The sequence below is a fragment of the Pseudomonas donghuensis genome (assembly GCF_000259195.1).
Classification (GTDB): Bacteria; Pseudomonadota; Gammaproteobacteria; order Pseudomonadales; family Pseudomonadaceae; genus Aquipseudomonas; species Aquipseudomonas donghuensis.
In genome coordinates, this window is sequence record NZ_AJJP01000193.1 from 1 (window position 1) to 26,101 (window position 26,101).

Annotated in this window: 20 protein-coding genes; 18 read left to right on the forward strand and 2 right to left on the reverse strand. The window is 62.7% G+C overall.

Features of this window, described 5'->3' with window-relative positions:
• Positions 1-138: 138 nt before the first annotated feature.
• The 17 genes from UW3_RS0101570 to UW3_RS0101650 all read left to right on the forward strand — a co-directional run bounded on the left by UW3_RS0101570 (position 139) and on the right by UW3_RS0101650 (position 21,106).
• Entirely contained in the window at positions 139-903 is a 765-nt protein-coding gene (locus UW3_RS0101570; protein WP_036995151.1) for a secretin N-terminal domain-containing protein, read from the forward strand.
• Between the two features lie 489 nt (positions 904-1,392).
• Positions 1,393-2,718 carry an isocitrate lyase gene (gene aceA, locus UW3_RS0101575; RefSeq protein WP_010220395.1) on the forward strand — a complete coding sequence of 442 codons (1,326 nt, stop codon included), beginning with the start codon at positions 1,393-1,395 and terminating at the stop codon, positions 2,716-2,718.
• A gap of 181 nt (positions 2,719-2,899) precedes the next feature.
• On the forward strand, positions 2,900-3,562 hold the full coding sequence (locus tag UW3_RS0101580; RefSeq protein WP_010220396.1) for a lysoplasmalogenase: 663 nt from the start codon (positions 2,900-2,902) through the stop codon (positions 3,560-3,562).
• A gap of 358 nt (positions 3,563-3,920) precedes the next feature.
• On the forward strand, positions 3,921-4,334 hold the full coding sequence (locus UW3_RS0101585) for an NADH-quinone oxidoreductase subunit A (RefSeq protein ID WP_010220397.1): 414 nt from the start codon (positions 3,921-3,923) through the stop codon (positions 4,332-4,334).
• Between the two features lie 10 nt (positions 4,335-4,344).
• Positions 4,345-5,022 (forward strand): NADH-quinone oxidoreductase subunit B, encoded by a 678-nt coding sequence (locus UW3_RS0101590; RefSeq protein WP_010220398.1) that lies wholly within the window; start codon positions 4,345-4,347, stop codon positions 5,020-5,022.
• Between the two features lie 78 nt (positions 5,023-5,100).
• Entirely contained in the window at positions 5,101-6,882 is a 1,782-nt protein-coding gene (nuoC, locus tag UW3_RS0101595) for an NADH-quinone oxidoreductase subunit C/D (protein ID WP_010220400.1), read from the forward strand.
• 2 nt (positions 6,883-6,884) lie between these two features.
• A complete protein-coding gene (gene nuoE / locus UW3_RS0101600; RefSeq protein WP_010220402.1) occupies positions 6,885-7,382 on the forward strand; it encodes an NADH-quinone oxidoreductase subunit NuoE in 498 nt (165 codons plus the stop codon).
• On the forward strand, positions 7,379-8,752 hold the full coding sequence (nuoF, locus tag UW3_RS0101605) for an NADH-quinone oxidoreductase subunit NuoF (protein WP_010220403.1): 1,374 nt from the start codon (positions 7,379-7,381) through the stop codon (positions 8,750-8,752). Before nuoE ends, nuoF begins: the two co-directional genes overlap by 4 nt.
• Positions 8,753-8,885: 133 nt before the next feature.
• Entirely contained in the window at positions 8,886-11,600 is a 2,715-nt protein-coding gene (gene nuoG, locus UW3_RS0101610) for an NADH-quinone oxidoreductase subunit NuoG (RefSeq protein WP_010220404.1), read from the forward strand.
• Positions 11,597-12,604 (forward strand): NADH-quinone oxidoreductase subunit NuoH, encoded by a 1,008-nt coding sequence (gene nuoH, locus UW3_RS0101615; RefSeq protein ID WP_010220405.1) that lies wholly within the window; start codon positions 11,597-11,599, stop codon positions 12,602-12,604. The genes nuoG and nuoH overlap by 4 nt, the downstream gene beginning before the upstream one ends.
• 11 nt (positions 12,605-12,615) lie before the next feature.
• The gene (gene nuoI, locus UW3_RS0101620; RefSeq protein WP_009400993.1) at positions 12,616-13,164 is read left to right on the forward strand and encodes an NADH-quinone oxidoreductase subunit NuoI; all 549 of its coding nucleotides are present in this window, start codon (positions 12,616-12,618) and stop codon (positions 13,162-13,164) included.
• Positions 13,165-13,173: 9 nt separating this feature from the next.
• Positions 13,174-13,674, forward strand: a complete 501-nt coding sequence (nuoJ, locus tag UW3_RS0101625; RefSeq protein ID WP_010220408.1) for an NADH-quinone oxidoreductase subunit J — start codon at positions 13,174-13,176, stop codon at positions 13,672-13,674.
• A gap of 4 nt (positions 13,675-13,678) precedes the next feature.
• On the forward strand, positions 13,679-13,987 hold the full coding sequence (gene nuoK / locus UW3_RS0101630) for an NADH-quinone oxidoreductase subunit NuoK (protein WP_010220409.1): 309 nt from the start codon (positions 13,679-13,681) through the stop codon (positions 13,985-13,987).
• Positions 13,984-15,837, forward strand: coding sequence for an NADH-quinone oxidoreductase subunit L (gene nuoL, locus UW3_RS0101635; RefSeq protein WP_010220411.1), 1,854 nt, complete (start codon positions 13,984-13,986; stop codon positions 15,835-15,837). The genes nuoK and nuoL overlap by 4 nt, the downstream gene beginning before the upstream one ends.
• Before the next feature lie 39 nt (positions 15,838-15,876).
• A complete protein-coding gene (gene nuoM, locus UW3_RS0101640) occupies positions 15,877-17,409 on the forward strand; it encodes an NADH-quinone oxidoreductase subunit M (protein WP_010220412.1) in 1,533 nt (510 codons plus the stop codon).
• Between the two features lie 7 nt (positions 17,410-17,416).
• A complete protein-coding gene (gene nuoN / locus UW3_RS0101645; RefSeq protein ID WP_010220413.1) occupies positions 17,417-18,886 on the forward strand; it encodes an NADH-quinone oxidoreductase subunit NuoN in 1,470 nt (489 codons plus the stop codon).
• Between the two features lie 165 nt (positions 18,887-19,051).
• Positions 19,052-21,106: a TonB-dependent receptor family protein gene (locus UW3_RS0101650; RefSeq protein ID WP_010220414.1), complete on the forward strand. Its 2,055-nt coding sequence runs from the start codon at positions 19,052-19,054 to the stop codon at positions 21,104-21,106.
• Here the strand turns inward: UW3_RS0101650 and UW3_RS0101655 are convergent.
• Positions 21,103-22,167, reverse strand: coding sequence for an AI-2E family transporter (locus UW3_RS0101655; RefSeq protein WP_010220415.1), 1,065 nt, complete (start codon positions 22,165-22,167; stop codon positions 21,103-21,105). The genes UW3_RS0101650 and UW3_RS0101655 overlap by 4 nt on opposite strands.
• Before the next feature lie 122 nt (positions 22,168-22,289).
• Here UW3_RS0101655 and trhP point away from each other — a divergent pair, with 122 nt between their 5' ends.
• Positions 22,290-23,609, forward strand: coding sequence for a prephenate-dependent tRNA uridine(34) hydroxylase TrhP (trhP, locus tag UW3_RS0101660; protein ID WP_010220416.1), 1,320 nt, complete (start codon positions 22,290-22,292; stop codon positions 23,607-23,609).
• 1 nt (position 23,610) lies between these two features.
• Here trhP and pvdQ read toward each other — a convergent pair whose 3' ends face one another.
• On the reverse strand, positions 23,611-25,902 hold the full coding sequence (gene pvdQ / locus UW3_RS0101665; RefSeq protein ID WP_010220417.1) for a bifunctional acylase PvdQ: 2,292 nt from the start codon (positions 25,900-25,902) through the stop codon (positions 23,611-23,613).
• Between the last annotated feature and the right edge of the window lie 199 nt (positions 25,903-26,101).

Sequence of the window (26,101 nt, forward strand, 5' to 3'; positions counted from 1 at the left end):
ACAGCCTGATCAAGACAGTTGCTCCCACAGGCTCGATGCCAACCTGATCCTTGTGGGAGCCGGCCTTGCCGGCGATGGGCTGCGAAGCAGTCCTCAGCCTGACAACCTCGCTCCCATAACTGCTACAAATTTGCCATCATGTCCACTCCACTCGCGGAGATCATGGACATGCCGCTACGCCCCCTTCTCGCCTCCCTGCTTCTGTCGTTCAGCCTGAGTACGCTGGCCGCCACTGAAGTCCTGCCGCTGAACCATCGCACCAGCGCTGAAATCCTCCCCACCGCGCAAGCCTTCATCGGCAAGGACGGCAGCGTCAGCGCCTTCGAGAACAAACTGATCGTCAACGCCGAACCCGAGCGCATCGACGACCTGCGCTCCCTGCTGCAACAGCTGGATACCGCGCCGCGTCGACTGCTGATCAGCGTCGACAACAACGACAGCAATTTCCAGGACAACCGCGGCAATGCCCGGGTCATTCGCTACGGCACCAGCAACCGCGAAGGCGGCCTGCAGCAGGTCCAGGCCAGCGAGGGCAGCCCGGCACTGATCCAGGTCGGCCAGAGCATCCCGATCACCAGTACCAGCACCGACAGCGATGGTCGAGTGCAGAGCGACACTGAATACCGCAACGTCACCCAGGGTTTTTACGTCACTGCCAGCGTCACTGGCGACACCGTGCACCTGAACATCAGTACCAACAATGACCGGATGAGCCAGGAACGTCCCGATGTAGTGAAGGTGCAAAGTACCGACACAAAAGTCACCGGCAAGCTCGGTGAGTGGATCACGCTGGCAGGGGTCAACCAGCAGAGTCAGTCCGAACGCAGTGCTTCGGCCCTCAGCTACAGCACCCAGCGCGGTGAAAACATGACATTGCGGGTAAAAGTCGACGCTTTGGACTGAACCCAGACAAATCAAGGCCTCGACCAAAGGCCTCGAAACTGACTGACGAGTCGTATTAGACCAAAGATGTAGTGGTGATAAAAAACCACTACAAAACATTTGACGACCCCGAAACGTCGAGGCATGATGGCCCCGCTCCCGCTGATCAGAGGCCCTGGCAAGGGCCTTCGAGCCGCGCTCTAACCCACCCACCTGAGCCGGCTCGTGTCTGTACCGCCCACAAGGCAGTTTGACGAGATTGCGACTGGAACGAAGTTGTCCCGAGGGACGGAAGCGCATCAAAAGGTACCCGGCAGCACTGTTCTTTGCAGTTCGGCAACCACGAGCCACCCTGCAACGAAAACCTCGCCCACCTGCCCACTTCCCCCTTCGAGCCCCCATCGTTCGACCGTCGCATATTTCGCCCATACTGACCTTTGCCAGGCTTCTGATCTGCGCAGTAGAGAGCGCGAATTTTTACCAAAGACCGATGCGACGAGGTTTATTTCCATGGCACTGACACGCGAACAGCAAATTGCAGCCCTCGAAAAAGACTGGGCCGAGAACCCGCGCTGGAAAGGCGTGACCCGTACCTACACCGCCGCTGATGTCGTTCGTCTGCGTGGCTCGATCCAGCCTGAGCACACCCTGGCCCGCCTGGGTGCCGAGAAGCTGTGGAAGCTGGTCACCCAGGGCGCACACCCGTCCTTCCGTCCAGAGAAAGATTTCGTCAACTGCATGGGCGCCCTGACCGGCGGCCAGGCCGTGCAACAGGTCAAAGCCGGTATCCAGGCAATCTACCTGTCCGGCTGGCAAGTGGCTGCCGACAACAACTCGGCCGAGTCCATGTACCCAGACCAGTCGCTGTACCCGGTGGATTCGGTTCCTACCGTGGTCAAGCGCATCAACAACTCGTTCCGTCGCGCCGACCAGATCCAGTGGAAAGCCGGCAAGAACCCGGGCGACGAAGGCTACGTCGACTACTTCGCCCCGATCGTGGCTGACGCCGAAGCCGGTTTCGGCGGCGTCCTGAACGCCTACGAGCTGATGAAGAACATGATCGAAGCAGGCGCCGCCGGCGTTCACTTCGAAGACCAGCTGGCCTCGGTGAAAAAGTGCGGCCACATGGGCGGCAAGGTACTGGTTCCAACCCAGGAAGCCGTACAGAAGCTGACCGCTGCCCGCCTGGCGGCTGACGTAGCCGGTGTACCGACCATCATCCTGGCCCGTACCGACGCCAACGCCGCGGACCTCTTGACCAGCGACTGCGACCCGTACGACCAGCCATTCGTGGTTGGCGAGCGCACCCAGGAAGGCTTCTACAAGGTTCGCGCCGGCCTCGATCAAGCCATCGCCCGCGGCCTGGCTTACGCGCCATACGCCGACCTGATCTGGTGTGAAACCGCCAAGCCGGACCTGGACGAAGCTCGCCGCTTTGCCGAAGCGATCAAGAAGGAATACCCGGACCAGATCCTGTCGTACAACTGCTCGCCTTCCTTCAACTGGAAGAAGAACCTGGACGACGCAACCATCGCCAAGTTCCAGCGCGAACTGTCGGCCATGGGCTACAAGCACCAGTTCATCACCCTGGCCGGTATCCACAACATGTGGCACGGCATGTTCAACCTGGCGCACGACTACGCCCGCAACGACATGACCGCCTACGTGAAGCTGCAAGAGCAAGAGTTCGCTGACGCCTCGAAAGGCTACACCTTCGTGGCCCACCAGCAGGAAGTCGGCACCGGTTACTTCGACGACATGACCACCGTGATCCAGGGTGGCAAGTCTTCGGTAACCGCACTGACCGGTTCGACTGAAGAAGAACAGTTCCACTGATCGCTGATCGGTTGCTGACATTCGGGTAACACGCAAAACCCGGGGCCTGTGATGGGGCTCCGGGTTTTGTTTTTTATCAGGACTTGGTGGTGCCAGCGATAGGGTCCCCAGCAAATGCACAGGGCTTCCTTATTAATTGCCATTGGCTATGCTAGGTGCACAACAACACCAAGGATCGGCCATGCCCCGCCCTGTCACCCTGCTCTGCCTGGCCCTGCCGGGTGCTGCCTTCTATCTATATGCACTGGCCAGCGGCAACGCGCTGCTGGGCCTGGCGGTCAAACCGATCCCGGTGCTGGCGCTGATCTGCTGGCTGAGTAGCGCCGAGCCCACCGCCTACCGGCGCTGGATCATTATTGGCCTGGGTTTCTCACTGCTTGGCGACATTCTGCTGGCCGTGCCTGGCGACCTGTTCGTGTTTGGCCTGGCGGCCTTTCTCTGTGCACACCTGGCCTATCTGCGCGGCTACCTGGGCGAGAACCGCCAACTGGCGCCCGCTGCGCTGTTGGGTTCGGCGATTGTCGGTGCGGCGCTGCTGGGGCTGCTGATCAGTTCCGGCCTGGGTGAATTGCTGATTCCGGTCAGCGTTTATGCCCTGGCCATCAGCGCCATGCTCTGGCGCGCCCTGGCCTGTGGCGGCCTGGCGGCGCTGGGCGCGCTGGCGTTTGTGTTTTCCGACAGCCTGATCGGGATCGACCGCTTCGTCAGCCCGTTCGCTGCCGCCCAGTACCTGATTATCCTCGCCTACTGGCTGGGCCAGTGGGCTATCGCCGCCTCGGCCTACACCAGGCAATCGGCAAAAGCCTTGATCCAGAGCGCGGCAAGGCAAGAAAAAACAGGTTAAAACACAAGGTGTGGAAACTTGCAGGTGACGCCTATGTTGCACAACTTTGTAGTTGACTCGAACAGTAGGGCTAATCGCGCACCCTCAAATGATATTAATTATCATTACGAAGTTTCGGGTTCATTACGCGTTGCAAGAAACATAATTAACAGAACCCGGGGCAATGCCCGTTCCACGTGGCCTGCAGCCTGTTACGAAAGATTTTTGTTCTTAATCTTACGAATAAATTTGCTGCAGAAATTTTACTTGCACCGGGTTTACCCATAAAATCAGCGCGATAGATTCCGCTGCGACATATCGTCACTGCTCTACTTCTTTTCAAGCCGCAGAGCCTGGTCTCTGTATAAGGATTTTCAGCATGCCCGATTCGACAGGACTCATCGCCCACAACTGGGGCTTTGCCATTTTCCTTTTGGGTGTCGTAGGCCTGTGCGCCTTCATGCTCGGTCTGTCCGCCCTGCTCGGCAGCAAGGCCTGGGGCCGCAGCAAGAACGAACCCTTCGAGTCCGGCATGCTGCCCACTGGCGGCGCCCGCTTGCGCCTGTCAGCCAAATTCTATCTGGTCGCGATGCTGTTCGTGATCTTCGATATCGAAGCCCTCTTTCTCTTTGCATGGTCTGTGTCCGTCCGCGAAAGCGGCTGGACCGGATTCGTCGAAGCACTCGTTTTCATAGCAATTCTGTTGGCAGGTCTTGTCTACCTATGGCGCGTCGGGGCACTTGATTGGGCTCCCGAAGGTCGTCGCAAGCGGCAAGCGAAGCTGAAACAATGAGGCTTTGGCAATGCAATACAATCTCACCAGAATCGACCCGGATGCTCCCAACGAGCAATATCCAATCGGAGAGCGGGAAACCGTCTCCGATTCGCTGCTAGAGGACCAGGTCCACAAGAACATCTTCATGGGCAAACTTGAAGATGTGCTCAGTGGCGCGGTCAACTGGGGGCGTAAGAACTCCCTGTGGCCGTACAACTTCGGCCTCTCCTGCTGCTACGTGGAAATGACCACGGCCTTCACGGCGCCCCACGACATCGCCCGCTTTGGCGCCGAAGTCATCCGGGCTTCGCCGCGCCAGGCCGACTTCATGGTCATCGCCGGCACCTGCTTCATCAAGATGGCGCCGATCATCCAGCGCCTGTACGAGCAGATGCTCGAGCCCAAGTGGGTCATTTCCATGGGCTCGTGCGCCAACTCCGGCGGCATGTACGACATTTACTCGGTCGTTCAGGGGGTCGACAAGTTCCTCCCCGTGGATGTCTACGTGCCTGGCTGCCCGCCTCGCCCTGAAGCCTTCCTGCAAGGCCTGATGCTGTTGCAGGAGTCGATTGGCCAGGAGCGTCGTCCTCTTTCCTGGGTTGTCGGCGATCAAGGCATTTACCGTGCCGAGATGCCGTCGCAGAAAGAGCAACGCCGTGAACAGCGCATCCAGGTCACCAACCTGCGCAGCCCCGACGAAGTCTGATCCAGCGACCTGTTGCCTGCGCATGCGCGACAGGCAGCCTGGCTTCATTCTCTACGTTGACCGAAAGCGACCGAGACCATGACAGCGGACACCGCTATTTATATCCCGCCTTACAAGGCTGACGACCAGGATGTGGTCGTCGAACTGAACAACAAATTCGGCCCCGAAGCGTTCGTCGCCCAGGAAACCCGCACCGGCATGCCGGTGCTTTGGGTTACCCGCGAAAAACTCAAGGACGTGCTGGGTTTCCTGCGCAATGTCGCCAAGCCGTACAGCATGCTCTACGACCTGCACGGCGTCGACGAGCGCCTGCGCACCCAGCGCCGCGGCCTGCCGGGCGCCGACTTCAGCGTCTTCTACCACCTGCTGTCGGTGGAGCGGAACAGCGACGTGATGATCAAGGTGGCCTTGAGCGAAGGCGACCTGAACCTGCCGACCGTCACCGGCATCTGGCCCAACGCCAACTGGTACGAGCGTGAAGTCTGGGACATGTTCGGCATCGACTTTGCCGGCCACCCGCACCTGACCCGGATTATGATGCCACCGACCTGGGAAGGTCACCCGCTGCGCAAGGACTACCCTGCTCGCGCCACCGAATTCGATCCGTACAGCCTGACCCTGGCCAAGCAGCAGCTCGAGGAAGAGGCCGCGCGCTTCAACCCTGAAGCCTGGGGCATGAAGCGCCAGGGCACCAACGAGGACTACATGTTCCTCAACCTGGGCCCGAACCACCCTTCGGCCCACGGTGCCTTCCGTATCGTCCTGCAGCTGGACGGCGAAGAGATCGTCGACTGCGTCCCGGACATCGGCTACCACCACCGTGGTGCCGAGAAAATGGCCGAGCGTCAGTCCTGGCACAGCTTCATCCCCTACACCGACCGTATCGACTACCTCGGCGGGGTGATGAACAACCTGCCGTACGTACTGGCGGTGGAGAAGCTGGCCGGCATCCAGGTGCCGCAGAAGGTTGACGTGATCCGCATCATGCTCGCCGAGTTCTTCCGCATCACCAGCCACCTGCTGTTCCTGGGTACCTACATCCAGGACGTCGGTGCCATGACCCCGGTGTTCTTCACCTTCACCGACCGTCAGCGCGCCTACACCGTGATCGAAGCCATCACCGGCTTCCGTCTGCACCCGGCCTGGTACCGCATCGGTGGTGTTGCCCACGACCTGCCGCGCGGCTGGGAAAAACTGGTGAAGGACTTCGTCGACTGGCTGCCAAAGCGCCTCGACGAGTACACCAAGGCCGCCCTGCAGAACAGCATCCTCAAGGGCCGGACCATCGGCGTTGCCCAGTACAACACCAAAGAGGCCCTGGAATGGGGCGTCACCGGTGCCGGCCTGCGTTCCACCGGTCTTGACTTCGACCTGCGCAAGGCCCGCCCTTACTCCGGCTACGAGAACTTCGAGTTCGAAGTACCGCTGGCCCACAACGGCGATGCCTACGATCGCTGCATGGTCCGTGTCGAGGAAATGCGCCAGAGTATCCGCATCATCGACCAGTGCCTGCGCAACATGCCGGAAGGCCCGTACAAGGCGGATCACCCGCTGACCACGCCGCCGCCGAAAGAGCGCACCCTGCAGCACATCGAAACCCTGATCACTCACTTCCTGCAGGTTTCGTGGGGCCCGGTCATGCCGGCCAACGAGTCCTTCCAGATGATCGAGGCGACCAAGGGCATCAACAGTTACTACCTGACGAGCGACGGCGGCACCATGAGCTACCGCACCCGGATCCGTACCCCGAGCTACCCGCACCTGCAGCAGATCCCTTCGGTGATCCGCGGCAGCATGGTCGCGGACCTCATTGCGTACCTGGGCAGTATCGACTTCGTTATGGCTGACGTGGACCGCTAAGCATGAACAGCACGCTTATCCAAACCGACCGTTTCGCCCTGAGCGAAACCGAGCGCTCGGCCATCGAGCACGAGATGCATCACTACGAGGACCCGCGCGCGGCGTCCATCGAAGCCCTGAAGATCGTCCAGAAGGAACGCGGCTGGGTGCCGGACGGCGCCATCTATGCCATCGGCGAAGTGCTCGGCATTCCTGCCAGCGACGTCGAAGGCGTGGCCACCTTCTATAGTCAGATCTTCCGTCAGCCGGTTGGCCGGCACATCATCCGCGTCTGCGACAGCATGGTCTGCTACATCGGCGGCCACGAGTCGGTGGTCAGCCAGATCCAGAGCGAGCTGGGCATCGGCCTTGGCCAGACCACCGCGGACGGGCGTTTCACCCTGCTGCCGGTGTGCTGCCTGGGTAACTGCGACAAGGCCCCGGCGCTGATGATCGACGACGACACTTTTGGCGACGTGCAGCCTGCTGGCGTCGCCAAACTGCTGGAGGGTTACGCATGACCATCACTTCCTTCGGCCCGGCCAACCGCATTGCGCGTTCGGCCGAGACCCATCCGCTGACCTGGCGCCTGCGTGACGACGGCGAGCCGGTCTGGCTCGACGAGTACCAGGCCAAGGACGGCTACGCCGCCGCCCGCAAGGCCCTGGCGCAAATGTCCCAGGACGATATCGTCCAGACCGTTAAAGATTCCGGCCTCAAGGGCCGTGGCGGTGCGGGCTTCCCCACCGGCGTCAAATGGGGCCTGATGCCCAAAGACGAATCCATGAACATCCGCTACCTGCTGTGCAATGCGGACGAAATGGAACCCAACACCTGGAAAGACCGCATGCTGATGGAGCAACAGCCCCATCTGCTGATCGAAGGCATGCTGATCAGCGCCCGCGCGCTGAAAGCCTACCGCGGTTATATCTTCCTGCGTGGCGAATACACCACCGCAGCGCGCAACCTCAACCGCGCGGTCGAGGAAGCCAAGGCTGCAGGCCTGCTGGGCAAGAACATCCTCGGCAGCGGCTTTGACTTCGAGCTGTTCGTCCACACCGGTGCCGGGCGCTACATCTGCGGTGAAGAAACCGCGCTGATCAACTCCCTCGAAGGCCGCCGCGCCAACCCGCGCTCCAAGCCGCCCTTCCCTGCCGCCGTTGGCGTGTGGGGCAAGCCGACCTGCGTGAACAACGTCGAGACCCTGTGCAACGTGCCGGCCATCGTCGGCAACGGCATCGACTGGTACAAGTCGCTGGCCCGCGAAGGCAGTGAAGACCACGGCACCAAGCTGATGGGCTTCTCCGGCAAGGTCAAGAACCCTGGCCTGTGGGAGCTGCCGTTCGGCGTCACTGCCCGCGAGCTGTTCGAAGACTACGCCGGCGGCATGCGCGATGGCTTCAAGCTCAAGTGCTGGCAGCCAGGCGGCGCCGGTACCGGTTTCCTGCTGCCCGAGCACCTGGATGCACAAATGTACGCCGGTGGCATCGCCAAGGTCGGCACCCGCATGGGTACCGGCCTGGCCATGGCCGTGGACGACAGCATCAACATGGTCTCGCTGCTGCGCAACATGGAAGAGTTCTTTGCCCGTGAATCCTGTGGTTTCTGCACCCCGTGCCGCGACGGCCTGCCGTGGAGCGTCAAGCTCCTGCGCGCCCTCGAAAAAGGCCAGGGCCAGCAGGGCGACATCGAGACCCTGCTGGGTCTGGTCGGCTTCCTCGGCCCAGGCAAGACCTTCTGTGCACACGCACCGGGCGCCGTTGAGCCGCTGGGTAGCGCGATCAAGTACTTCCGCCCTGAGTTCGAGGCTGGCATTGCCGCCCAGGCACCGGTCGCTGCCGCTGCCGGCCTGCGCCCGGACCTGGCGAAGCCGATCGTCGTCGGCGCATAACGAATAACAACGCGGGCGGTCCGTGCCGCCCGCTGCCTGCCCAGCTCGCCCGGGGACACCTGTAGCGGGCTGCAGGCACACAGATTTCCATTAGCCACGCCCGCAGACGCGGGCCAACGAAGAACTTTGAACCATGGCCACTATCCACGTAGACGGCAAAGAGCTCGAAGTCAACGGCGCAGACAACCTGTTACAGGCGTGTCTGTCGCTCGGCCTCGACATCCCCTATTTCTGCTGGCACCCGGCGCTCGGTAGCGTCGGCGCCTGCCGCCAGTGCGCGGTCAAGCAGTACACCGACGAGAACGACACCCGTGGTCGTATCGTCATGTCCTGCATGACCCCTGCCTCCGATGGCAGCTGGATCTCCATCGAAGACGAAGAAGCCAAGGTATTCCGTGCCAGCGTCGTCGAATGGCTGATGACCAACCACCCGCACGACTGCCCGGTGTGCGAGGAAGGCGGTCACTGCCACCTGCAAGACATGACGGTAATGACCGGCCACAACGAGCGCCGCTACCGTTTCACCAAGCGTACCCACCAGAACCAGGAGCTCGGCCCGTTCATCTCCCACGAGATGAACCGCTGCATCGCCTGCTACCGTTGCGTGCGTTACTACAAGGACTACGCCGGCGGTACCGACCTGGGCGTGTTCGGTGCCCACGACAACGTCTACTTCGGTCGCGTTGAAGACGGCACCCTCGAGAGCGAGTTCTCCGGCAACCTCACCGAGGTCTGCCCGACCGGTGTGTTCACCGACAAGACCCACTCCGAGCGCTACAACCGCAAATGGGACATGCAGTTTGCCCCAAGCATCTGCCATGGCTGCTCCAGCGGTTGCAACATCAGCCCGGGTGAGCGTTACGGCGAACTGCGCCGGATCGAAAACCGCTTCAATGGTTCGGTCAACCAGTACTTCCTCTGCGACCGTGGCCGCTTCGGCTATGGCTACGTCAACCGCACCGACCGTCCACGTCAGCCGCTGCTGGCCGACGGCACCAAGCTGAGCCTGGATGCCGCCCTGGACAAGGCCGCGGACATGCTGCGCGGGCGCAACATCGTCGGTATCGGCTCGCCGCGCGCCAGCCTCGAAAGCAACTATGGCCTGCGCGAGCTGGTCGGCGCCGAGCACTTCTACTCGGGTATGGAAGCCGGTGAGCTGGCCCGCGTGCGCCTGGCCCTGCAAGTACTCAACGACAGCCCGCTGCCGGTCCCGACCCTGCGCGACATGGAAGACCATGACGCGGTATTCGTCCTCGGCGAAGACCTGACCCAGACCGCCGCCCGTGTCGCCCTGGCCCTGCGCCAGTCGGTCAAGGGCAAGGCCGAAGCCATGGCCGATGCCATGCGTGTTCAGCCTTGGCTCGACGCCGCGGTGAAGAACATCGGCCAGCACGCCATGTACCCGCTGTTTATCGCAAGCCTGGCCGAAACCAAGCTCGATGACGTGGCCGAAGAGTGCGTGCACGCAGCGCCGGACGACCTCGCCCGCATCGGTTTTGCCGTGGCTCACGCCATCGACCCGAGCGCGCCAGCCGTCGAAGGCCTGGACGCCGAAGCCCTGGCCCTGGCCAAGCGCATCGCCGACGCCCTGGTTACCGCCAACCGTCCGCTGGTGGTTGCCGGTACCTCGCTGGGCTCCAACGCCCTGATCGAGGCGGCGGCCAACATCGCCAAGGCCCTGAAGCTGCGCGAGAAGAACGGCTCGCTGAGCCTGGTGGTCCCTGAGGCCAACAGCCTCGGCCTGGCCATGCTCGGCGGCGAGTCGATCGATGCCGCCCTGGATGCGGTGATCGAAGGCAAGGCCGACGCCATCGTCGTGATGGAAAACGACCTGTACAGCCGCGTCTGCGCTGCCAAGGTCGACGCTGCCCTGGCCGCTGCCAAAGTAGTCATCGTTGCCGATCACCAGAAGACCGCCACTACCGACCGCGCCCACCTGGTGCTGCCGGCTGCATCGTTTGCCGAAGGCGACGGTACCCTGGTCAGCCAGGAAGGCCGTGCCCAGCGCTTCTTCCAGGTGTTCGACCCTACCTACCTGGACAGCAGCATCCTGGTTCACGAAGGCTGGCGCTGGATGCACGCCCTGCGTGCCACCCTGCTCAACAAGCCGGTCGACTGGACCCAGCTGGATCACGTTACCAACGCCTGCGCCGCTGCCGCGCCGCAACTGACCGGCATCGTCAACGCCGCACCGTCCGCTTCGTTCCGCATCAAGGGCATGAAGCTTGCGCGTGAGCCGCTGCGCTACTCCGGCCGTACTGCCATGCGCGCCGACATCAGCGTGCACGAGCCGCGTACCCCGCAAGACAAAGACTCCGCGTTCGCCTTCTCGATGGAAGGTTACTCGGGTTCGGCCGAACCGCGCTCGCAAGTGCCGTTCGCCTGGTCGCCGGGCTGGAACTCGCCGCAAGCCTGGAACAAGTTCCAGGACGAGGTCGGCGGTCACCTGCGCGCAGGCGACCCGGGCACCCGCCTGATCGAAACCCAGGGCGACAAGCTGAACTGGTTCGCCAGCGTACCGGCGGCCTTCGCCCCGGCCCGTGGCACCTGGCAAGCGGTGCCGTTCTACCACCTGTTCGGCAGCGAAGAGAACTCCTCGCGCGCCGCCCCGGTGCAAGAGCGCATCCCAGCGGCCTACGTGGCCCTGGCCAAGTCCGAAGCCGACCGCCTGGGTGTCAACGACGGCGCCATGCTTAGCCTGACCGTGGCAGGCCAGACCCTGCGGCTGCCGCTGCGCATCAATGAAGAACTGGGCGCAGGCCTGGTTGCCCTGCCGAAAGGCCTGGCCGGCATTCCGCCAGCCATCTTCGGTGCATCCGTCGAAGGCCTGCAGGAGGCAGCACAATGACCTGGTTCACCCCTGAAGTGATCGATGTGATCATCACCGTCATCAAGGCCGTCGTGGTCTTGCTGGCCGTGGTGGTCTGCGGTGCGCTGCTCAGCTTCGTCGAGCGGCGCCTGCTGGGCTGGTGGCAGGACCGTTACGGTCCGAACCGCGTCGGCCCGTTCGGCATGTTCCAGATCGCTGCCGACATGCTGAAGATGTTCTTCAAGGAAGACTGGAACCCGCCCTTCGTCGACAAGGTGATCTTCACCCTGGCGCCGGTGGTGGCCATGAGCGCCTTGCTGATCGCCTTCGCGATCATCCCGATCACCCCGACCTGGGGTGTCGCGGACCTGAACATCGGCGTGCTGTTCTTCTTCGCCATGGCCGGTCTGTCGGTGTACGCCGTACTGTTCGCCGGCTGGTCGTCGAACAACAAGTACGCCCTGCTCGGCAGCCTGCGGGCCTCGGCCCAGACCGTGTCGTACGAAGTGTTCATGGGCCTGGCGCTGATGGGCATCGTTGCCCAGGCTGGCTCGTTCAACATGCGCGACATCGTCGACTACCAGGCCCAGAACCTATGGTTCATCATTCCGCAGTTCTTCGGTTTCTGCACCTTCTTCATCGCAGGCGTCGCCGTGACTCACCGTCACCCCTTCGACCAGCCGGAAGCGGAACAGGAACTGGCCGATGGTTACCACATTGAATATGCCGGCATGAAGTGGGGCATGTTCTTCGTCGGTGAATACATCGGCATCATCCTGGTCTCGGCGCTGTTGGTGACCCTGTTCTTCGGTGGCTGGCACGGTCCGTTCGGCTTCCTGCCGCAGATCCCGTTCATTTGGTTCGCCCTGAAGACCGCGTTCTTCATCATGCTGTTCATCCTGCTGCGCGCCTCGATCCCGCGCCCACGCTATGACCAGGTGATGGACTTCGGCTGGAAGTTCTGCCTGCCGCTGACCCTGATCAATTTGCTGGTGACCGCTGCGCTCGTGTTGCTCAACACGCCAGCTGTTGCGGCCCAGTGAGGATTTGACCCATGTTCAAGTATATTGGCGACATCGTTAAGGGCACAGGCACTCAGCTGCGCAGCCTGGTGATGGTGTTCTCTCACGGTTTTCGCAAACGTGACACCCTGCAATACCCCGAAGAGCCGGTCTACCTGCCGCCACGCTACCGTGGCCGCATCGTCCTGACCCGCGACCCGGATGGCGAAGAGCGCTGTGTAGCGTGCAACCTGTGTGCCGTGGCGTGCCCGGTCGGTTGCATCTCGCTGCAGAAAGCCGAAACAGAAGACGGTCGTTGGTACCCGGAGTTCTTCCGCATCAACTTCTCCCGTTGCATTTTCTGCGGCCTCTGCGAGGAAGCCTGCCCGACCACCGCGATCCAGCTCACGCCGGATTTCGAGATGGCCGAGTTCAAACGTCAGGACCTGGTGTACGAGAAAGAAGATCTGCTGATCTCCGGCCCCGGCAAGAACCCTGACTACAACTTCTACCGTGTTGCAGGTATGGCTGTTGCCGGCAAGCCGAAAGGCGCCGCGCAGAACGAAGCCGAGCCGATCAACGTGAAGAGCTTGCTCCCTTAAGGAAGAAAGATGGAATTCGCTTTCTATTTCGCATCCGGTGTCGCTGTGGTGTCCACCCTTCGGGTGATCACCAACACCAACCCCGTGCACGCCCTGCTCTACCTGATCATTTCGCTGATCTCCGTGGCGATGACCTTCTTCGCCCTCGGCGCTCCGTTCGCCGGTGTTCTGGAAGTGATCGCCTACGCTGGCGCCATCATGGTGCTGTTCGTCTTCGTGGTGATGATGCTCAACCTCGGGCCGGCTTCGGTCGCCCAGGAACGTGGCTGGCTCAAGCCGGGCATCTGGCTTGGCCCGGTGGTGCTTGGCGCACTGCTGCTGGTCGAGCTGCTGTACGTGCTGTTCGCCAGCGAAAGCGGCGGCGGCATTGGCCACACTACCGTTGACGCCAAGGCCGTCGGCATCAGCCTGTATGGTCCTTACCTGCTGGTGGTGGAACTGGCCTCGATGCTGCTGCTTGCCGCAGCAGTGACGGCTTTCCACCTCGGCCGCAACGAGGCGAAGGAGTAATCACATGTCTGCAATTCCTCTCGAGCATGGCCTGGCAGTCGCCGGCATCCTGTTCTGCCTCGGCCTTGTCGGCCTGATGGTGCGCCGCAACATTCTTTTCGTGTTGATGAGCCTGGAAATCATGATGAACGCCTCGGCACTGGCGTTCATTGTCGCCGGTAGCCGTTGGGCGCAGCCGGATGGACAGATCATGTTCATCCTGGTGATCAGCCTGGCAGCCGCCGAGGCCAGTATCGGCCTGGCGATCCTGCTGCAGCTGTATCGCCGCTTCCACACTCTCGACATCGATGCAGCCAGTGAGATGCGCGGATGAACCTTATCTTCCTGACGTTCGTATTCCCCCTGATCGGCTTCCTGCTGCTGTCGTTCTCGCGCGGTCGCTGGTCCGAGAACCTGTCGGCGCTGGTCGGCGTCGGTTCGGTGGGCCTCTCGGCCGCCGTGGCCGCCTACGTGATCTGGCAGTTCAACGTCGCCCCGCCGGATGGCGGCGCGTACAGCCAGCTGCTGTGGCAGTGGATGTCGGTGGACCGCTTTACGCCGAACTTCACCCTGTACGTGGATGGTCTGTCGATCACCATGCTCGGCGTGGTCACCGGTGTGGGCTTTCTGATCCACCTGTTCGCCTCCTGGTACATGCGTGGTGAAGCCGGCTACTCGCGCTTCTTCGCCTACACCAACCTGTTCATTGCCAGCATGTTGTTCCTGGTGCTGGGCGACAACCTGCTGTTCATCTACTTCGGTTGGGAAGGCGTGGGCCTGTGCTCGTACCTGTTGATCGGTTTCTACTACAGCAACCGCAACAACGGTAACGCCGCACTCAAGGCCTTCATCGTTACCCGTATCGGCGACGTGTTCATGGCCATCGGCCTGTTCATCCTGTTCGCCCAGCTCGGCACCCTGAACGTGCAGGAGCTGCTGGTACTGGCACCGCAGAAGTTCCAGGCGGGTGATTTCTGGATGGTCCTGGCGACCCTGATGCTGCTCGGTGGTGCGGTCGGTAAATCCGCCCAGCTGCCGCTGCAGACCTGGCTTGCCGACGCGATGGCCGGCCCTACTCCGGTTTCGGCACTGATCCACGCGGCAACCATGGTGACCGCTGGCGTCTACCTGATTGCCCGTACCCACGGCCTGTTCGCCCTGGCTCCCGACATCCTGCACCTGGTCGGTGTGGTTGGCGGCGTGACCCTGGTGCTGGCCGGTTTTGCCGCCCTGGTACAGACCGACATCAAGCGTATCCTCGCCTACTCGACCATGAGCCAGATCGGCTACATGTTCCTGGCCCTGGGCGTTGGTGCCTGGGAAGGCGCGATCTTCCACCTGATGACCCACGCCTTCTTCAAGGCCCTGCTGTTCCTTGCTTCCGGTGCGGTGATCGTTGCCTGCCACCACGAGCAGAACATCTTCAAGATGGGCGGCCTGTGGAAGAAACTGCCATTGGCGTATGCCAGCTTCATCGTCGGTGGTGCCGCCCTGGCTGCCCTGCCGCTGCTGACCGCAGGCTTCTACTCCAAGGACGAGATCCTCTGGGAAGCCTTTGCCAGCGGCAACAACGGTCTGCTGTACGCCGGCCTGGTCGGTGCCTTCATGACCTCGCTGTACACCTTCCGCCTGATCTTCATCGCCTTCCACGGCGAAGCCAAGACCGAAGCTCACGCCGGCCACGGGATTTCCCACTGGCTGCCGCTGGGCGTGCTGATCGTGCTGTCGACCTTCGTCGGTGCCTGGATTCATCCACCACTGGCGGGCGTGCTGCCGCAGAGCGTCGGCCATGCCGGCGGCGAAGCCAAGCACAGCCTGGAAATCGCCTCGGGCGCCATCGCCATTGCCGGTATCCTGCTGGCCGCGGTGCTGTTCCTGGGCAAGCGTCGCCTGGTCACCGCGATTGCCAGCAGCGGCATCGGTCGCGTGCTGTCGGCCTGGTGGTTCGCCGCCTGGGGCTTCGACTGGATCTACGACAAGCTGTTCGTCAAACCTTACCTGCTGATCGCCCACATCCTGCGCAAGGATCCGGTTGACCGCAGTATTGGCCTGATTCCGCGTATGGCCAAGGGCGGTCATGCCGCCATGAGCAAAACCGAAACCGGTCAGCTGCGCTGGTACACCGCTTCGATCGCCGTAGGTGCCGTGCTTGTGCTCGGTGCCGTTGTAATGGCTGCGGTCTGATATGAACCTTGCGACTTTGCGAAAGGAATTGAGCCCGTCATGATTTTGCCTTGGCTGATCCTGATCCCCTTCATCGGCGGCCTGCTGTGCTGGCTGGGTGAGCGCTTCGGCGCCACCCTGCCACGCTGGATTGCGCTGCTGACCATGTCCCTGCTGCTTGGTATCGGCCTCTGGCTGTGGGCCAACGGGGACTACACCCTGGCCCCTGCACCGGGCGCTGCGCCTGAGTGGGCGGTCGAATTCAAAGTGCTGTGGATCGAGCGCTTCGGCATCAGCCTGCACCTGGCCCTCGACGGCCTGTCGCTGCTGATGATCCTGCTCACCGGCCTGCTGGGTGTGCTTTCGGTACTGTGCTCCTGGAAAGAGATCCAGCGTCACGTCGGCTTCTTCCACCTCAACCTGATGTGGATCCTCGGCGGCGTGGTCGGTGTGTTCCTGGCCCTGGACCTGTTCCTGTTCTTCTTCTTCTGGGAAATGATGCTGGTGCCGATGTATTTCCTCATCGCGCTCTGGGGTCACAGCTCCTCGGACGGCAAGAAGACCCGGATCTACGCCGCGACCAAGTTCTTCATCTTCACCCAGGCCAGCGGCCTGATCATGCTGGTGGCGATCCTTGGCCTGGTCCTGGTCAACTACAGCAACACCGGTGTGATCACCTTCGACTACACCCAGTTGCTCAAGGCCGAACTGCCGGCTGGCACCGAATACCTGCTGATGCTCGGCTTCTTCATCGCCTTCGCGGTCAAGCTGCCGGTGGTACCGTTCCATTCCTGGCTGCCTGACGCTCACGCCCAGGCACCGACCGCAGGTTCCGTCGACCTTGCCGGTATCTTGCTGAAGACCGCGGCCTACGGCCTGCTGCGTTTCGCCCTGCCGCTGTTCCCGAATGCCTCGGCCGAGTTTGCGCCGATCGCCATGACCCTGGGTCTGATCGGGATTTTCTACGGTGCCTTCCTGGCGTTCGCCCAGACCGACATCAAGCGTCTGGTCGCCTTCTCCAGCGTTTCGCACATGGGCTTCGTGCTGATCGGTATCTACTCCGGCAGCCAGCAAGCGCTGCAAGGTGCGGTGATCCAGATGCTGGCTCACGGCCTGTCGGCTGCGGCACTCTTTATCCTCGCCGGCCAGCTGTACGAGCGCCTGCACACCCGTGACATGCGTCAGATGGGTGGCCTGTGGCACCGCATCGCCTACCTGCCGGCCATCAGCCTGTTCTTCGCCGCCGCGTCCCTGGGCCTGCCGGGCACCGGTAACTTCGTTGGCGAATTCCTGATCCTGATCGGTAGCTTTGTCGCTTCGCCATGGGTCACTGTCCTCGCCACTTGCGGCCTGGTGTTCGGTTCGGTGTACTCGCTGATCATGATTCACCGCGCCTACTTCGGCCCGGCCAAATCCGATGAAGTCCTGGCTGGCATGGACACCCGCGAAATGATCATGGTACTGGGCCTGGCTGGCCTGCTGATCCTGCTGGGCATCTACCCGCAGCCGTTCCTGGACACTTCTGCCGCCACCATGAGCGGTGTGCAGCAGTGGTTCGGTACCGCTTTCACTCAACTCGCTTCGGCCCGGTAAGAGCGCTATGGACCTGACGATTCAACACTTTATCGCGCTTGCGCCGCTGCTGATCACCACCATCACCACAGTTGTGGTGATGCTGGCGATCGCTTGGCGGCGCAACCACTCGCAAACCTTCCTGCTGTCTATCGTGGGCCTGAACCTGGCCCTGCTGTCGATCATCCCGGCCCTGAAGGTCGCGCCGCTGGCAGTCACCCCACTGCTGACCATCGACAACTTCGCCTGCCTGTACATGGCGCTGATCCTGGTCGCCACCCTGGCTTGCGTCACCCTCGCCCATGCGTATCTGGGTGATGGCGGCAAGGGCTACCCAGGCAACCGCGAAGAGCTGTACCTGCTGATCCTCATGTCGGCCCTGGGCGGCCTGGTACTGGTCAGCGCGCAGCACCTGGCAGGCCTGTTCATCGGCCTGGAACTGCTGTCGGTACCGGTCTATGGCCTGGTTGCCTATGCCTTCTTCAACAAGCGCTCGCTGGAAGCCGGCATCAAATACATGGTGCTCTCGGCCGCCGGTTCCGCCTTCCTGCTGTTCGGCATGGCGCTGCTGTATGCCGACGCCGGCAGCCTGAGCTTCGACGGCATCGGCAAGGCCCTGGCAACCACCAGCATGCCGAGCATGCTCGCCCAACTGGGCCTGGGCATGATGCTGGTCGGCCTGGCCTTCAAACTGTCGCTGGTGCCGTTCCACCTGTGGACCCCGGACGTCTACGAGGGTGCTCCGGCACCGGTCGCCGCCTTCCTGGCCACCGCCAGCAAGGTTGCCGTGTTCGCCGTCGTGGTGCGCCTGTTCATGCTCTCCCCTGCTGCCAGCAGCGGCGTGCTGACCACCGTGCTGTCGATTATCGCTGTCGCCTCGATCCTGATCGGCAACCTGCTGGCGCTGACCCAGAGCAACCTCAAGCGTCTGCTCGGTTACTCCTCGATTGCCCACTTCGGTTACCTGCTGATCGCCCTGGTGGCAAGCAAGGGCCTGGCGGTTGAAGCCATCGGCGTGTACCTGGTCACCTACGTGATCACCAGCCTCGGTGCCTTCGGCGTGATCACCCTGATGTCGTCGCCATACAACGGTCGCGACGCTGACGCCCTGTACGAGTATCGCGGCCTGTTCTGGCGCCGTCCGTACCTGACCGCGGTGCTGACCGTGATGATGCTGTCGCTGGCCGGTATTCCACTGACCGCAGGCTTCATCGGCAAGTTCTACATCATCGCTACCGGCGTCGAGTCGCAGCTGTGGTGGCTGGTCGGTGCCCTGGTGATCGGTAGTGCCATCGGCGTGTTCTACTACCTGCGCGTGATGGTCACCCTGTTCCTGATCGAGCCAAACCTGCGTCGCCACGACGCCCCGCTGAACTGGGAACAGCGCACCGGCGGCGTCATGCTGCTGGCCATCGCCATCCTCGCCTTCGTGCTGGGTGTGTACCCGCAGCCACTGCTGGACATGGTCCAGCATGCAGGCCTGCAACTGATCGGTTGATCGATCAGGCACTGACAAACACCCCGCTTCGGCGGGGTGTTTTGTTTTGGGCCGCTCTGCAACCATCGCTGGCTTGCCAGCGATGAGGCCGGTACAGATCGGCGACTGTGCTTCGTCTGATAGTTGCGACGTCAGATACCCGCTCACAGTCCCGGAACCCCCTCGATGCGCCCCACCCTACCCCGCTCCGCCCTCGCCTTGCTGATCTCCTGTGCCGCGTCGGCCCAGGCCGGCGATGGCATCGAACTCGGCCAGGTGCTGATCCAGGAACAGGAACACAGCGAGCTGCAGGATGCTCGCGAACGCCTGCAGCAGGTGCCCGGCGCCAGCAACCTGATCGACATGCAGCGAGTGGAGCAAGGCCGGGTCGCCAGTAACCAGGACGTACTGGCCTACCAGCCGGGGGTGTTCGCCCAGTCGGCCGGCAACGACGGCATCAAGCTGTCGATCCGCGGCTCCGGCATCAACCGCGCCCCCGGCGCCCATGGCTCGGGCGTGTACACGATGTTCGACGGCCTGCCGCTCACCGGCCCCGGCGGCACCCCTTATGAATTGTTCGAACCGCTGTGGCTGAACCGCGCCGAGGTGCTGCGCGGCGCCAACGGTTTCGACAAGGGTTCACTGGCCCTGGGCGGCGCCATCGACTACATCTCCCACACCGGCCGCGACGCCGCACCGCTGCAACTGCGCTACGAGCTCGGCAGCCGCGGCTACGCCAAGCGCCAGATCAGCTCCGGCCAGGTATTGGGTGACCTGGACTACTACGTAGCGCTGACCGATTCGGAATACGACGGCTACCAGGATCACAGCAGCGGCAGCAGCAAGGGCGTCGCCGCCAACGTCGGCTACCGTTTCAACCCGAACCTGGAAACCCGCTTCTACCTGCGCTACCGGGAAACCGAGAACGACCTGGCCGGGCGCCTGACCAAGGATCAGATCAAGCACCATCCGCGTGCGGCCAACCCGGCCTACCTGACACGTGATGACAGCCGTCCGCAGCCGGGCAGTACCTGGCTGGGAAACAAGACCACCTTTTATCTCGATGACGATTCGCAACTGGAAGCAGGCCTTGTCTATCACGACTATCCGATGGATCTGCGTGAAGGCCCGATGCGCCTGAAGGTCGCCTACACCGACGTCAGCGGCACCCTGAATTATCAGCGCCGCCACACCCTGTTCGGACACGCGAGCAAAACCACCATCGGCTGGCGTACCACCAAGCACCTGCCCAACAGCGGTGCTTCGCAATACTCGCGGGTCAATGGGGTATTCGGTGAGAAAACTCGTGACTTCACCTACCAGGGTTCGGACAGCGTCCTGCATGTTGGCAACGAACTGGAACTGATCCCGGACCTGTGGCTGACCAGCGGCCTGGCGGCGATCTACACTCGCCGCGAGAGCGCGGTGACCTATCCGGACAACGGCGGCAAGGTCAGCCAGAGTGACTGGGACTACGCACCGCGCCTGGGCCTGCGCTATGACATCAGCCCGCAGTTGCAGGTCTATGGCAACCTCAGCCGCTCGGTGGAGCCGCCGCACCCGTGGTCGCTGATCTGGAGCTCGACCAGCGCCACTCAACCGATTGAAATGCACAACCAGACCGCCACCACCCTGGAGCTGGGTGCCCGCGGCGAGTCGTCCATCGGTCGCTGGGACCTGGCCTGGTACTACTCGCAGGTGCGCCATGAGCTGCTGGCCGTGGAGATCGTGCAAGGCCAGCCCGCCAAGGAGTTCAACGCCAGCCCAACCGTGCACCAGGGCATCGAGGCGGGCCTCGACAGCCTGCTCTGGGAGCGCGCCGCGGTCGGCAAGCTGTCCCTGCGCCAGGCCTACACCTTCAGCGATTTCCACTACCGCGACGACGATACGTTTGGCGACAACCGTCTGCCGGGCATCCCCATGCACTACTACCAGGCCGAGTTGCGCTTCGACCTGCCCAGCGGCTTGTATGCAGGGATCAACACGCAGATGGCGTCCAAGGTCCAGGTCGACTACGCCAACAGCTACCCGGCCGACGCCTATGCCATTCTCGGCGCCACCCTGGGCTACAACTCGCCGAAACAGGACTGGCAAACCTGGCTCGACCTGCGCAACCTGACCAACAAGCGCTACGCCGCCACCGTTACCCCGGGCTACGACGACAAGGAGGCGGACGCCGCCCGCTCGACCCCGGGCGAAGGCTTCGGCGTCTACGCCGGGGTGTCGTACAGCTTCCGCTAACTGGGCAATTGCACCTGCGGCTTGGTCGAGACGAAGATCGCCCAGCTGGAGATGAACAGCGCGGCGATCAGCGGGCCGATGACAAAGCCATTGAGGCCGAATACCGCCAACCCGCCAAGGGTGGACAGCAGGATCAGGAAATCGGGCATCTTGGTGTCCTTGCCCACCAGGATCGGGCGCAGCACGTTGTCCACCAGGCCGATCACGAACACACCGTAGGCCGTCAGCACAGCGCCTTGCCAGAACGCACCGGTAGCGACGAAATACACCGCCACCGGCGCCCAGACGATCCCCGCGCCCACCGCTGGCAGCAGCGACAGGAAGGTCATCAGTACCCCCCAGATCAGGGCACTGGGGATGTCGAGAATCCAGAAAATGATGCCGCCGAGGGCGCCCTGGGTCACCGCCACCACCAGGTTGCCTTTGACCGTGGCGCGCACCACGCGGTTGAACTTCAGTTGCAGGCGACGCTTCTGCTGCTCGGCCAGCGGCACCGCCGTGCGGATCTTGCGCACCAGCTCGGCGCCATCACGCAAGAAGAAGTACAGCAGGTAGAGCATGACGCCGAAGCTGACCAGAAAATCGAAGGTGCCCTGGCCAAAACTGAAGGCCTGGGAGGCAAAGAACTGGCTGCCCTGCATTGCGCCCTTGGCGATCTTGTCGCGCAGGCCTGCCAGGTCACCCATGCCCATGCGCTCAAGAAAGTTCTGCGCGAAGGCCGGAAGGATGTTCTTGAAACGCTCGATATAACCGGCCAGGTCCAGCTCGCCGCTCTCGATGCTCTTGTACAGCGCAGCGCCTTCCTGCACCAGCAGGGTACTGATGATGATCACCGGCAAGATTGCGATCACCAGACAGATGAACAGAGTCAGCCCGGCCGCCAGGTTGCGCCGCCAGCCCAGGCGCGCCAACAGGCGGCGTTGCAGCGGGGCGAAGACGATACCGAGGATCACCGCCCAGAACACGGCGCCATAGAATGGCAGGAGAATCCAGACAAAGGCGATGGTCACCAGCACCAGCAACGCCAGTAGCGCCTTGTGTTGCATGACGGTTTCGTTCATGTGCGCTCCTTGTACGGTCTATTCGTTAGTGCGCCGGACAGTGGTAAAAGTGCCATTGATGCAGATCAATAAAAAGTCGCCACAAGCGGCGTAGCATCCGCGCCTTTTGCCGCGACCCGATCATGACCCTTCTCGCCAAACCCGAACTGCTCGCCCCCGCCGGCTCGCTGAAGAACATGCGCTACGCCTTCGCCTACGGCGCCGATGCCGTGTATGCCGGACAGCCGCGCTACAGCCTGCGCGTGCGCAACAATGAATTCGATCACGCCAACCTCGCGCTGGGCATCAAGGAAGCCCAGGCGCAGGGCAAGCGCTTCTACGTGGTGGTCAACATTGCCCCGCACAACGCCAAGCTCAAGACCTTCTTGAAGGACCTGGCGCCGGTGATCGACATGGCCCCGGATGCGTTGATCATGTCCGACCCCGGCCTGATCATGCTGGTGCGCCAGCACTTCCCGCACATGCCGATCCACCTGTCGGTGCAGGCCAACACGGTGAACTGGGCCAGCGTCGAGTTCTGGCGCAGCCAGGGCCTTACCCGGGTGATCCTGTCGCGCGAGCTGTCGCTGGAAGAGATCGAGGAGATTCGCCAGCAAGTGCCGCAGATGGAGCTCGAGGTGTTCGTCCACGGTGCCCTGTGCATGGCCTACTCCGGCCGCTGCCTGTTATCGGGCTACCTCAACCGCCGCGATGCCAACCAGGGCAGTTGCACCAATGCTTGCCGCTGGCAGTACAAGGCCACTGCGGCCCGCGAGAATGTCACCGGCGAAATCGTTCGCGAGGTAGAACCGACCCTGGGGCTCGGCGCCCCCACCGAGCAGGTGTTCGTGCTGCAGGAAAGCAACCGCCCCGATGAAGACATGCCAGCCTTCGAAGACGAGCACGGCACCTACATCATGAACGCCAAGGACCTGCGGGCGGTGCAGCATGTCGAGCGGCTGGCGCGCATGGGCGTGCATTCGCTGAAGATCGAGGGCCGGACCAAGTCGCACTTCTACTGTGCACGCACTGCCCAGGTGTATCGCCAGGCCATCGATGACGCGGCAGCCGGGCGCGCGTTCGACCGCAACCTGATGCTCAACCTCGAATCACTGGCCCAGCGCGGCTATACCGAAGGCTTCCTGCGCCGGCATGTGCATGACGAATATCAGAACTACCAACGCGGCAACTCGGTGTCCGAGCGCCAGCAATTCGTTGGCGAGCTAAGTGGCGAGCGGGTCAATGGCCTGGCAGAGGTGCGGGTGAAGAACCGCTTTGCGGTGGGTGATCATCTGGAACTGATGACGCCCAAAGGTAACTACCACTTCGACCTGCATCAGTTGCGTGATCGCCAGGGCGGCGCAATCGAGGTGGCGCCGGGGGATGGGCATACGGTGTACCTGCCAATCCCTGAGCAGGTCGATCTGGCCTTCGGCTTGCTGCTCAGGGATTTGATTCATTGAATCAAGGCGCAGACTTCGCCAGCGCCGCCCCCTCAACCTCGTGAACCACCTGCAAGCGATACTGCGGATCGGCCTTGATCTGCGCCTCGGTGAACGGAATCACCTGCCACTGCTTGGCCGAAAACGCCCGGGTCTGGTCACCGGCATGGGCCGAGCCCGCTTCACTGGACTCGGAGAACGCCAGCATCCCTTGGGCATGCGGCCCTTGGTCATCGAAGGTCACCAGTTGCAGGTAGCTGGTGCCGCTGACCACCAGGCGTTTGTCCGGCGCGACCGGTACGCTCTGGATCGCGTTGTACACCCCAAGGCTCGCCGGACCGCCATGTATCGGCGTGCCATCGGCAGCCTGCTGGATCTGCCCCCAGCGCGCGTCCTCGGCGAACCCGGCCTTGGTCACTTCAGCGATTGAAGCCAGGGCTGCCTCACGCAAGGCGTTGGCCACGTCGGCCTGATCAACTGCCAGCCCCCGCGGTGTGTGCAGCGGGTCGGCGGCATCGAAACCGACCCGCCAGATATCCTTGCGTCCCTGCAACGCCTGCATGATGCGCTGAAAGTGCACCAGGCCAAGACCACTGTCGAGGTTGGCGCGTTGGTCCCAGGCCTTGAGGCTGGCGCACAGCACACTGAGCTGGGCATCGGCCGCTTGCCCGGCGCACCACTTGAGCAGGTCGGGCATGACCAGTTCGGCGAGATAAACCTGGTTATCCATGACCATCTGCTGTAGGTGCGCCTGGCTGATCTTGCCCTTCTCGCTCAGGCTCGCCAGGCGCTGCAAGGCAAAGCGGCTGCGCGGGCCCAGGGGTTGCCCCTCGCGGCTGATCAACGGCGAGTAGCCCTGCAACGGTTTGGCCGGGTTGACCATCCAGGCCGAGTCGTTGGAATGCTGGGCGAAGTCGCTACGGCTCAGGCTCGGCTGCAGCTGCGCAGGGAAGATACCCGCCTGCGCGGCACGCGGGTCGATCTTCCAGTTGCAGGCACTGCGCGAGCCGTCGAGCACGATCATTTCCTGGCCGGCAGCCGGGTCGCTGCACTGGGCCAGCAGAGCGGCGTCGACGTACGGTACCACCGACTGGTTCAGGTACAACGCCTGGCCCTTGGCGTCCACCGCCAGGGTGTTGACCCAAGGGATGCCCTGCAGGCGCTGTACCGAAGCCTGCAGGCCTTTCAGGCTGTCGGCGCGGTTCAGCGCATCCCACTGTTGCAGCACCCGGGTGTTGTCGAGGTTGGCGTCACGCAGGCTGAAGGCGTACTGCCTGTTCCAGTCCAGGCGCCCCGGCCACTGCACGATCGGGCCGAACACCGAGCTGTAAACGTCGCGGGTCACCGGCTTGAGCTGGCCGTCCTCGCCCTTGACCGTCACGCTCAGGCGCTGGTGGGTCAAGGCCAGCGACTTGCCGTCGAGCAGGTAGCGGGTCGGGTCCTTGGGGTCCAGCTCCAGCCGGTACAGGGTGAAATGCTTGGAGGTGTCGACCGTGTGGGTCCAGGCCAGATGGCGGTTGAAACCGATATTGATCAGCGGCAACCCAGGCAAGGCTGCGCCCATGACATCGAGCGTGCCCGGCAGGGTCAGCTGCATCTGATAAAAACGCATGCCGCCAGCCCAGGGAAAGTGCGGGTTGGCCAGCAGCATGCCGCGGCCATTGAACGAGCGCTCGGCACCGATGGCCAGCGCATTGCTGCCACGCTCGACGGCAAACTGTTCCTGGCGTGCCTGGGCAACGCTGAGGTCGGGGCGCAGCTGGGCGACGACATTCGGCGGCGTTGCCCCGGCCAGGGCTTCGGCAAACTGGCCGACGCCGCCTTCGACCAGCAAGCGGCGGGTCAGCTTGACCAGGTCGAGGGTGGTGATCGGCCGCAGCCACTCAGCCTGCAGGCATTGCGCGCCCTGCCCCTGGGCCTTGAGCTCGGCCAGCGCGCGGTTGTAGCCCTTGGCATAGCCTTCAAGCCGTGCGCGCATGGCCGCCGGTTGCGCCTGCCAGAAGCCGAACACGGCGGTTGGCGTGTTCAGCCAATTGAAGAACAGGTCGCTTGGCAGGTTTTCGCGCTGCTCGAAGGTGCGCTGCCCGGGGCCGAAGTAACGCGAACGCTCGCCATTGACGGTGACCACTTCGTTCGCCAGCAGGCACAGGTTGTCCTGCGCATAGGCATAGCCAATGCCGTAGCCCAGGCCCTGTTCGTCCTTGGCCAGAATATGCGGCACACCAAAACTGGTCCGGCGGATCTGGGCAGACGCATCGCCCGCGACTACGCGCGCCTGGGCGGGAAGGCTGAGGCCGGCGAGCAGCCCGACCATACAGAGGGTTGCAAAAGGACGAGGTTTGATCACGCGTACTCCGGCTCAATCAGGGGAAAGGTCACTCTGACTGAACGAATTTCTGCGTGAAAATTTACTGGATTGGCCCGGTCAAAACGTCATTTGAGGGTGAGCTTGCAGTTTTTTTTTGTCAGGTACTGCAGTTTTGCCGCGCTCATTCGTCTTATAGGTATAGGCA

Excerpts from the sequence above, each read along its gene's own strand:
- nuoH (WP_010220405.1), top strand. The coding sequence starts at position 11,597 with ATGACCTGGTTCACCCCTGAAGTGATCGATGTGATCATCACCGTCATC.
- nuoC (WP_010220400.1), top strand. The coding sequence starts at position 5,101 with ATGACAGCGGACACCGCTATTTATATCCCGCCTTACAAGGCTGACGAC.
- nuoL (WP_010220411.1), top strand. The coding sequence starts at position 13,984 with ATGAACCTTATCTTCCTGACGTTCGTATTCCCCCTGATCGGCTTCCTG.
- UW3_RS0101585 (WP_010220397.1), top strand. The coding sequence starts at position 3,921 with ATGCCCGATTCGACAGGACTCATCGCCCACAACTGGGGCTTTGCCATT.
- UW3_RS0101655 (WP_010220415.1), bottom strand. The coding sequence starts at position 22,167 with ATGAACGAAACCGTCATGCAACACAAGGCGCTACTGGCGTTGCTGGTG.
- nuoJ (WP_010220408.1), top strand. The coding sequence starts at position 13,174 with ATGGAATTCGCTTTCTATTTCGCATCCGGTGTCGCTGTGGTGTCCACC.
- UW3_RS0101570 (WP_036995151.1), top strand. The coding sequence starts at position 139 with ATGTCCACTCCACTCGCGGAGATCATGGACATGCCGCTACGCCCCCTT.
- trhP (WP_010220416.1), top strand. The coding sequence starts at position 22,290 with ATGACCCTTCTCGCCAAACCCGAACTGCTCGCCCCCGCCGGCTCGCTG.
- nuoG (WP_010220404.1), top strand. The coding sequence starts at position 8,886 with ATGGCCACTATCCACGTAGACGGCAAAGAGCTCGAAGTCAACGGCGCA.
- UW3_RS0101580 (WP_010220396.1), top strand. The coding sequence starts at position 2,900 with ATGCCCCGCCCTGTCACCCTGCTCTGCCTGGCCCTGCCGGGTGCTGCC.
- UW3_RS0101590 (WP_010220398.1), top strand. The coding sequence starts at position 4,345 with ATGCAATACAATCTCACCAGAATCGACCCGGATGCTCCCAACGAGCAA.
- nuoN (WP_010220413.1), top strand. The coding sequence starts at position 17,417 with ATGGACCTGACGATTCAACACTTTATCGCGCTTGCGCCGCTGCTGATC.
- aceA (WP_010220395.1), top strand. The coding sequence starts at position 1,393 with ATGGCACTGACACGCGAACAGCAAATTGCAGCCCTCGAAAAAGACTGG.
- nuoK (WP_010220409.1), top strand. The coding sequence starts at position 13,679 with ATGTCTGCAATTCCTCTCGAGCATGGCCTGGCAGTCGCCGGCATCCTG.
- pvdQ (WP_010220417.1), bottom strand. The coding sequence starts at position 25,902 with ATGGTCGGGCTGCTCGCCGGCCTCAGCCTTCCCGCCCAGGCGCGCGTA.
- nuoE (WP_010220402.1), top strand. The coding sequence starts at position 6,885 with ATGAACAGCACGCTTATCCAAACCGACCGTTTCGCCCTGAGCGAAACC.
- UW3_RS0101650 (WP_010220414.1), top strand. The coding sequence starts at position 19,052 with ATGCGCCCCACCCTACCCCGCTCCGCCCTCGCCTTGCTGATCTCCTGT.
- nuoM (WP_010220412.1), top strand. The coding sequence starts at position 15,877 with ATGATTTTGCCTTGGCTGATCCTGATCCCCTTCATCGGCGGCCTGCTG.
- nuoI (WP_009400993.1), top strand. The coding sequence starts at position 12,616 with ATGTTCAAGTATATTGGCGACATCGTTAAGGGCACAGGCACTCAGCTG.
- nuoF (WP_010220403.1), top strand. The coding sequence starts at position 7,379 with ATGACCATCACTTCCTTCGGCCCGGCCAACCGCATTGCGCGTTCGGCC.